Raw genomic sequence first — 8,246 nt, forward strand, 5'->3', positions numbered from 1 at the left:
TCTATGCTGTTTGGTAATGTGTTAAAAGATACCATATTGCAATTATCATACCTAAAAAAACGAGTAATAATGGTAATGAAATAGTACGCTTAGTCTTATGCTTACCTTGTCGTTTAACAGATTCCCATTGCGTTTTTAGATGTTTCTCATCTTTAGAAGACGCTTGTTCATTTCTAGGAATGTAATTAAAACTCTTGCTTTTACGTTGCTTAAATAAACTCACTGCTTCACTCGTCTTAGGAAATCAAAAGTACAGAATTTACTAGGAAAATCGGGAATTAGAGTGCTAAAAATTGTTAACATTTTGCCTTTGTAATGAAGTTGAGCTTACTTGTGCATAATTTGAGTTTACAGTCACAGTCACAGTTTATAGTATCTCACTCGTATGGTAAAATGTTGTGTTGTGCTTACTCAGAATAAAAAATCTCTCGCAGAGTCGCAAAGGCGCAAAGCTTACTCAGTTGTGATTAATTTTTCCTTCAGAAATATTAATACTCGAGAAGATGTTGTGTATTTTGATTAAAATTAAGGCTGTACTTATTTTTTTGTGTGATAGAATTTGAGTTTTAAAATTTCCGAAGAAAAATAAAAAGAGATGATTTCCCTACGAATAGGCTCTGCTCCTCTTCGACTTTTCGTAAAAAAAACAGATATTAGTAAACGATAAGAGTACGCACTGAAAACTGCGACTGAAAAACTTATTTTCTACGCAACTCTGCCATTTTTATGGCAGCAATTCCAGCTTCAGAACCTTTATTACCATGCTTTCCTCCAGAACGATCTATAGATTGTTGCATCGTATTATCTGTAAGTACACAGAAAATTACTGGAGTATCTGTAGTAACATTTAAATCTTTGATGCCTTGTGTGACACCTTCGCAAACAAAATCAAAATGTTTTGTTTCGCCTTGAATAACACAACCAATAGCAATGACAGCATCAACGTTTTGCTGTATCATTTTTTTACTTCCGTAGATGAGTTCAAAACTTCCAGGAACATCCCATGTGATGATGTTCTCTTCTAGAGCTCCACAATCTAATAAAGCATCAATTGCACCTTTTAAGAGTCCGTTTGTGATGGTATCGTTCCACTCAGAAACAACAATCCCAAACCGAAAGTCTTTCGCGTTTGGGATTGTGTTTTTATCGTAATGAGATAAATTATGATTTACAGTTGCCATATTTATTTTTCCGAAGAAAAAATCGGAACTTTTTTTAATTAATTAGTTGCTAGCTTCTGCTCTACCTATAAAAGCATCAATATTTTTTGCTTGGTCAGATGTTGAAAACTCAGCTTTGATTCTCTTGTAGTATTGTAAAGCTTTATCTGTTTTACCTATTGATTGCGCAACATTTGCAGCTTTTAAAAGATACATTGGTGTTGTATAATCATTTGTTGAAGCAGCGATTGCTTTTTCGTAATATTCAAAAGCTTCTGGTAATTGATTCAATTGAACAAATGCATCACCCATTCCGCCTTTAGCAATTGGTCCAAGTGCAGCATTGTCTGTACTAAAATCACCTAAATATTTTACAGCATTCGTGTAATCTTTAAGATTTAAGTAAGCCATACCAGCATAATAGTTTGCTAAATTTCCTGCAGGTGTAGAACCATATTGGTCAACGATATCTGTTAAACCTAATTTTCCACCAACACCATTAAGTGCTAAAGTGTATAAAGAATCTTTGTTTACACCATTTACAGCTTCATCAAAAGATTTTTGAGCAGAGTACATTTCATTCATTGCTTCTTGAGCACTAGGCTCTGCAACAAACTTCTTGTAACCTAAGTAACCAAGCATAATCACTGCAGCCACACCAATAAGGATAAAAATCCCTTTTTGATTACCTGCAACCCAATCTTCAGCCTTATTAGCTCCTTCATCCAGCGTATTAAATACTTCTGCTGTTGTAGAATCTTGTTCTAGACCTTCAATCGTTTCATCTTTCTCCTTGATCGCTTTTGGTTTATATCCTCTTTTCTTGTATGTTGCCATGGTTGTTTATTTGTGGCGCAAAAATAAAATTTTTATTGGGATTTAAAAGGTAAATTATTTGTTATTTTTACTTCCGCTTATAATAATGACGTCCAAATACCAATATTCCCTTTTACTTTTATGATTTTAAACACGTTAAGCTTAGTTAATTATAAAAATTTCGAACAACAAGATTTCGAATTTGACTCTAAAATTAACTGTTTTGTCGGTTCTAACGGTGTTGGTAAAACAAATGCGTTGGATGCAATCTATCATTTATCCTTCGGAAAAAGTTACTTCAACCCTATTGCATCTCAAAATATTAAGCATAACGAAGAGTTTTTTGTTGTGGACGGAATTTTTAGCAAAAACGAGAAAACCGAAAAAGTAGTCGTGTCTTTAAAACGCGGACAAAAGAAAGTCATAAAACGCAACGGGAAAGCCTATGATAAGTTTAGTGATCATATTGGTTTAATACCTTTGGTGATCATTTCTCCTGCAGACCGTGATTTGATTATTGAAGGTAGTGATACACGTCGTAAATTTATTGACAGTGTGATTTCACAAAGTGATAAAGCCTATCTCAATAATTTAATTAATTACAATAAGATACTATCACAACGTAATGCCTTATTAAAATACTTTGCATTAAACAATACATTTAATGCGCAAACACTTGAGGTTTATAATGAACAATTACATACCTACGGAACCGAGATTTTTAAAACGCGTGACGCCTTTCTAAATACATTCATTCCCATTTTTAAAGCACGCTACAAAGCAATTAGTAATGATAATGAAGAAGTCCATTTAAATTACAAAAGTGATTTATTTGATGATGATTTAAAAACCTTATTAGCTAAAAGTGTTAATAAAGATAAAGCGATCCACTATACCAGCGTAGGAATTCATAAAGACGATCTTAATTTTGAAATTGAAACCTATCCTATTAAAAAATTTGGAAGTCAAGGCCAGCAAAAATCATTTTTAATTGCTTTAAAATTGGCACAATTTGATTTTATTAAAGCACAAAATGGTGTGACTCCTCTCCTATTATTAGATGATATTTTTGATAAGCTGGATGAGAATCGGGTTGCACAAATAATCAATTTGGTGGATAATGATGATTTCGGACAATTATTCATCAGCGATACACACGCAGAACGTACAGAAAATGTGGTAAAGCAAATTCATCAATCTTATAAAATTTTTAAATTATGAAGAAACTAATACTTCTACTTCTTTTGATTTCGGTTTTTAGTTGTTCTAAAAACCCAAATGAATTTATTCCGCATATCAATGGGTATTGGGAAATAGATGAAGTCACTTTAAGTGATGGCACAAAAAGAGACTATAATTTCAATGATATGATAGATTATATTGAAGTTACCGATAGTTTGTCTGGTTTCCGAAGAAAACTAAAACCAAATTTATTTGGAACTTTTGAAACTTCTAAGAGCGAAGAGCGTTTTAATATTAAAATAGAGAATGATAGTCTAAACATCTATTACAAAACACCTTATGCAGAATGGAAAGAGACGATTTTAAATGCAAATGAATCTCAATTGGTAATCCTTAATAATACCAATAAAGATGTGTATATTTATAAGCGTTATGAGTCTTTAGATTTAGACTTAGAAACCGAATAAACCCAATTTCCGTAAATACAAGTAAAGAAAATGGCAAAGCGACACAACGAAAATTTACCAATTAGTGATATCCTCAAAGAGTTTGTAGAGGCTAATAAACTTCAGTCTGGTTTAGACAAAGTAGATGTTAAAGATGCTTGGGCAAAAATGATGGGAAATGGTGTAAACAATTACACTACAGATGTCACATTAGATAGAGATGTTTTATATGTAGCGCTAAGTTCTAGCGTGCTTCGCGAAGAATTAAGCTACGGAAAACAGAAAATCGTAGACATGCTTAATGAATCTATTGGTAAACAAGTGGTGAGTAAATTGGTGTTGCGATAATTACCATTTGAATGACATGGCTAAAAAGCATATTCAAAGTCAAACCTCCAATTGATGAACTTATAGGTTCATGGACAACCAGTGGTTTTATGTTTTTTAAAAGAGATATTCATCATCTTTTATGTTTTCAAACAGAAGGGAAAGGCTATTATCAAATTATAGATTATGTTAATGGTGGTGATACTACAAAAACTACTGATTTAGAATGGAAACGTATTAATAGCACAACTGTTTGGCTAAGAAAAATAGATGGTTTAGATGAAGCTACAATTAAATACAACATGATCCCTTCTCATGACGAACCCATGAAACAACTGAAACTTTATGATAACAATTATGCTTTAGGAAAATCTAAAAGAATGAGTTTTTGGATTATTGAAGAAGTCCTTTATAAAGGCATTTAGTTTTACGCTTTATTTACCGCATTATTTTAGTAAATTACTTCAAATTTATATTCCAACCACATGAAATACATCAAACTCATTATAACTTTTGTGCTCACAATCGTTGTTTTTTATGCGCTTAATACAAAATTAGGTTCCGTTCCTCCTATTGGAAAATTCTTAGATCCTGCAGGTGGTGTTTGGCAAAATGATTCCGAAGAAATTATCGACGGAAATGTGAACATCAAAGGTTTATCTGCCTCAGTTATCATTCATTATGATGAACAATTGATTCCTCATATTTTTGCACAAAATGATCTTGATTTATACAAAGCACAAGGCTATATCACAGCAAAACACAGATTGTGGCAAATGGAATTTCAAACCCATGCAGCTGCAGGACGCATTTCAGAAATTATTGGAGAAACTGCTTTAAATTACGATCGCACTTCACGCAGACGAGGTATGGGATTTGGTGCAGAACAAATGTTGGAGAAAATGCAAGAAGATCCTGAAACTATAAAATTTATGGAAGCCTATCGTGATGGAGTCAACAGTTATATAGAATCATTGGATGTAAAAAACCTACCTGTTGAGTATAAATTATTAGACTACAAACCAGAAGCTTGGACAACAAAAAAAACTGCGCTTTTGCTAATGTACATGACCAAAATGTTAGCTGGTGGAGACGATGATTTAGAATACACAAATATACTTCGCAAATTTGGGAAAGAACGTTTTGACTTACTGTTTCCAGACTTTTTTGATATTAACGATCCAATTATCCCAAAAGAAACCGATTGGAGTTATATCGATGTTGAAATGACTGAAACTCCAAAAGGTGAACTGCCTTTAGATACTATTGCACAAACTATAGAAAAACCAAATCCAGATAATGGCAGTAATAATTGGGCAGTTTCTGGTGCAAAATCAACAACAGGGAATCCTATTTTAGCTAACGATCCTCATTTAGGTTTAAAGCTACCTTCTATTTGGTTTGTCATGCAATTAAGTACACCAGAGTATAATGTTATGGGAGCAACTTTACCAGGAGCATTAGGCGTTATTTCTGGATTTAACAATCATATTTCTTGGGGAGAAACCAATGCGACTCGTGATGTTTTAGATTGGTATAAAATTCAATTTAAAGACAAAACGAGAACACAATATAAATATGGAGACGATTGGAAAAACACAACAGTTCGTGTTGAAGAAATCAAAATTAAAGGAGCTGTTACGGTTCTAGACTCTGTAATTTACACACATCATGGACCAGTCACTTATGATCATAATTTCATGAGTGATAACGGTAAAGTTGGTTATGCAATGAAATGGATTGGTCATAAAGGTGGTAATAATCAGCGACCATTTTTAGATTTAAACAAAGCAAAAAATTATGACGACTATGTCAATGCAATAAAAGGATATACTGCTCCAGCTCAAAACTTTGTTTTTGCGTCTACGGAAGGTGATATTGCTATTTGGATTCAAGGTCTTTTTCCTAATAAATGGGAAGGACAAGGGAAATTTTTACTAGATGGTTCTAATCCGGAACATGATTGGCAGAGTTACATTCCGCAAGCATATAATGCACATACTAAAAATCCAGAACGTGGTTTTGTAAGTTCTGCAAATCAGCATCCTGTTGATGAACAGTATCCGTTTTATGTATTTAATGATGGTTATGAAACCTATAGAAACCGTGTGATTAATGATTTATTTAATTCTAAAGATAAATTTTCGGTAGACGATTTTAAAGCACTTCACAATAATAATTACAATTTAAAAGCTGCTGAGTTATTACCTTATATCTATGAGACGATGGATTTGAGTTCATTGACTTCCGAAGAAAAAGAGATTTACAACCAAATCAAGTCTTGGGATTTTAATAACGATATCGAAAAATTAGGACCAAGTATTTGGTCAAAATGGTACTCAAAATTATACAACATTACTTGGGACGAATTTGAAAGTGAAGATGAAGCGTTGACGTCACCTTATACCTATCAAACGATTTATTTGATGACCACAAATCCTGAAAATGAGTTTATGGATATTATGGACACTCCTCAAAAAGAAACTGCTCAAGATTTATTTTTACTCACATTTAAAGAGACCGCAAAAGAACTTATAGAATGGAAAGCTAAAAATGGTAACTACAATTGGCAAGCCTACAAAGGCACTCATGTTGGTCACTTACTCCAAGCGTTACCTGCATTTTCTCGATTTGATTTACCAATTGGTGGTGATCGTAATATCGTTAATGCAACATCTGCAGATCATGGACCATCATGGCGTATGATTGTAGAAATGAGTTCGCCACCAAAAGCATTAGGGATTTATCCTGGCGGACAATCTGGTAATCCAGGAAGTATTTATTATGACAATTTTGTAGATGATTGGGCTATTGGGAAGTATCACGAATTAAACTTCATGCAAAATGATACTGCGACAGATCAAATTATGGCTACACAAACCTTAACACCAAGTAAATAATATGAAGAATAATATAATCAACTTCGTCGTCACTATAATTATAGCAGTAATCCTATCTCAATTTTTACCTTGGTGGTCTGTTATGGTTGCAGGATTCGTTTCTGCACTTTTTTTTAGTCTGAAACGTGCTGCTGTATTTTTTGTGCCTTTTCTAGCCATATTTTGCTTTTGGGCAGTGTATGCATTTATGGTAAGTAGTGTTAATGATTTTACTTTGGCCAAAAAGATAGCTTTACTCCTACCGCTTGGCGGAAATGCTTATCTATTGATTTTGGTGACTGGTTTAGTTGGAGGATTGGCTGCTGGTGTTGCTGCTGTGTTTGGTAAGCAGTTGGGTGGTTTGGTTAGATAATAGATTGATATACAAATTTATGAAGCCAATAAATCATTAATAAAAATTAAAAGATTTACTATCTTAGCGTTATAGTGTGGATATAGACTATAGCGTATATCCCATTGATTGCCAACTATTTAACCCATCAATATTGAAAATAAGAAAAGTACAAATTAAAGAGAAGGCTAATGTCAAAAAAGCTTTAAACAAAAACAGCTATATAATTGTTTTATTTAGTCTTTTGTTATTTGTTGTTGACATTGATTTATTTAGCCCTGAACCAAGATTCTTTTCTTCAAATATTTTTATGTGGAAAGGATTAGCAATCGTATTTCAAATAATTTATATTATCAGTTTAATTCAATGGTACTACAAAAAAAAACGTATTGCGAATATTCTATCAAATGGAATAATCACAAAAGGTACCCTTATATCGACTGAAAAAATAAAATCTAATAGTGATGGTATTTCATTTTACATACATCTATATGAATATGAAGTCGATAACAAAAAATATGAAGTATCATTCAAAAACAAAAGTAGCAGTGTAAACTCTTACGATATCATTTATGAATCAAATGATCCTCAAAACGCTGTTCCTTATGCCGATTTAAAAGATAATATAAAAAGAACGATTGAAGAAAGTATCTTAAAAAAATAAAAACAGTTGGCAACAACGTGTATAATTAATTGCTTTGGCAAGTGCTTATTTGGAAAATTCCTTCGGAATTTTCTCTGGCAAGTATTTGTTTACTAAATTAGTTGCTTAACCACGCAACTAACCATACACAATCACGTTGGCAATAATTGTGACCCGTCCTGAATAAAGGCTACATAATTTTAAACATTATGTACAAAAATGACAAAGTAATTAGACGTTACAGCGAACCTTTTAAATTAAAAATCTTAGCTGAACTTACAACAGGTAAACACACAAAGAGTGAACTTTGTAAACTCTATTCTATTGCACCTACAACAGTAAACGTGTGGATTAAAAAATACAATCGTAAAGACTTAATGAACACCAGAGTAAAAGTGGAAACAAAAGACGAAATATCTAGAATTAAAGCACTTCAAAAAG

General features: G+C 32.7%; 11 protein-coding genes. 8 read left to right on the plus strand and 3 right to left on the minus strand.

The window, feature by feature from the left end; genetic code table 11:
• Position 1 precedes the first annotated feature (1 nt).
• The 3 genes from IM744_RS06865 to IM744_RS06875 form a co-directional block, all read right to left on the minus strand.
• Positions 2 to 223, minus strand: a complete 222-nt coding sequence (locus IM744_RS06865) for a hypothetical protein (protein ID WP_194507361.1) — start codon at positions 221 to 223, stop codon at positions 2 to 4.
• A 475-nt stretch (positions 224 to 698) separates the two neighbouring features.
• Complete coding sequence (ribH, locus tag IM744_RS06870; RefSeq protein WP_194507362.1) at positions 699 to 1,181, minus strand: 6,7-dimethyl-8-ribityllumazine synthase; 483 nt, start codon at positions 1,179 to 1,181, stop codon at positions 699 to 701.
• A 42-nt stretch (positions 1,182 to 1,223) separates the two neighbouring features.
• Complete coding sequence (locus IM744_RS06875) at positions 1,224 to 1,997, minus strand: tetratricopeptide repeat protein (protein ID WP_194507363.1); 774 nt, start codon at positions 1,995 to 1,997, stop codon at positions 1,224 to 1,226.
• Between the two features lie 120 nt (positions 1,998 to 2,117).
• On the opposite strand from IM744_RS06875, the gene recF reads away from it, so the two are divergent.
• The 8 genes from recF to IM744_RS06915 all read left to right on the plus strand — a co-directional run.
• The gene (gene recF, locus IM744_RS06880; RefSeq protein WP_194507364.1) at positions 2,118 to 3,197 is read left to right on the plus strand and encodes a DNA replication/repair protein RecF; all 1,080 of its coding nucleotides are present in this window, start codon (positions 2,118 to 2,120) and stop codon (positions 3,195 to 3,197) included.
• A complete protein-coding gene (locus IM744_RS06885) occupies positions 3,194 to 3,625 on the plus strand; it encodes a hypothetical protein (protein WP_194507365.1) in 432 nt (143 codons plus the stop codon). Before recF ends, IM744_RS06885 begins: the two co-directional genes overlap by 4 nt.
• A 30-nt stretch (positions 3,626 to 3,655) precedes the next feature.
• Positions 3,656 to 3,952, plus strand: coding sequence for a DUF721 domain-containing protein (locus tag IM744_RS06890; RefSeq protein ID WP_194507366.1), 297 nt, complete (start codon positions 3,656 to 3,658; stop codon positions 3,950 to 3,952).
• A gap of 11 nt (positions 3,953 to 3,963) precedes the next feature.
• Positions 3,964 to 4,356 carry a hypothetical protein gene (locus IM744_RS06895; protein WP_194507367.1) on the plus strand — a complete coding sequence of 131 codons (393 nt, stop codon included), beginning with the start codon at positions 3,964 to 3,966 and terminating at the stop codon, positions 4,354 to 4,356.
• Between the two features lie 60 nt (positions 4,357 to 4,416).
• Positions 4,417 to 6,831 (plus strand): penicillin acylase family protein, encoded by a 2,415-nt coding sequence (locus IM744_RS06900; protein WP_194507368.1) that lies wholly within the window; start codon positions 4,417 to 4,419, stop codon positions 6,829 to 6,831.
• A gap of 1 nt (position 6,832) precedes the next feature.
• Positions 6,833 to 7,183 carry a hypothetical protein gene (locus tag IM744_RS06905; RefSeq protein ID WP_194507369.1) on the plus strand — a complete coding sequence of 117 codons (351 nt, stop codon included), beginning with the start codon at positions 6,833 to 6,835 and terminating at the stop codon, positions 7,181 to 7,183.
• Positions 7,184 to 7,316: 133 nt separating this feature from the next.
• Positions 7,317 to 7,826 (plus strand): hypothetical protein, encoded by a 510-nt coding sequence (locus IM744_RS06910; RefSeq protein WP_194507370.1) that lies wholly within the window; start codon positions 7,317 to 7,319, stop codon positions 7,824 to 7,826.
• Between the two features lie 188 nt (positions 7,827 to 8,014).
• A partial coding sequence (locus IM744_RS06915; protein WP_194507371.1) for a transposase occupies positions 8,015 to 8,246 on the plus strand: 232 nt, incomplete at its 3' end.

Origin of the sequence: Psychroserpens luteus (assembly GCF_015319355.1) — a bacterium.
Taxonomy (GTDB): Bacteria; Bacteroidota; Bacteroidia; order Flavobacteriales; family Flavobacteriaceae; genus Psychroserpens; species Psychroserpens luteus.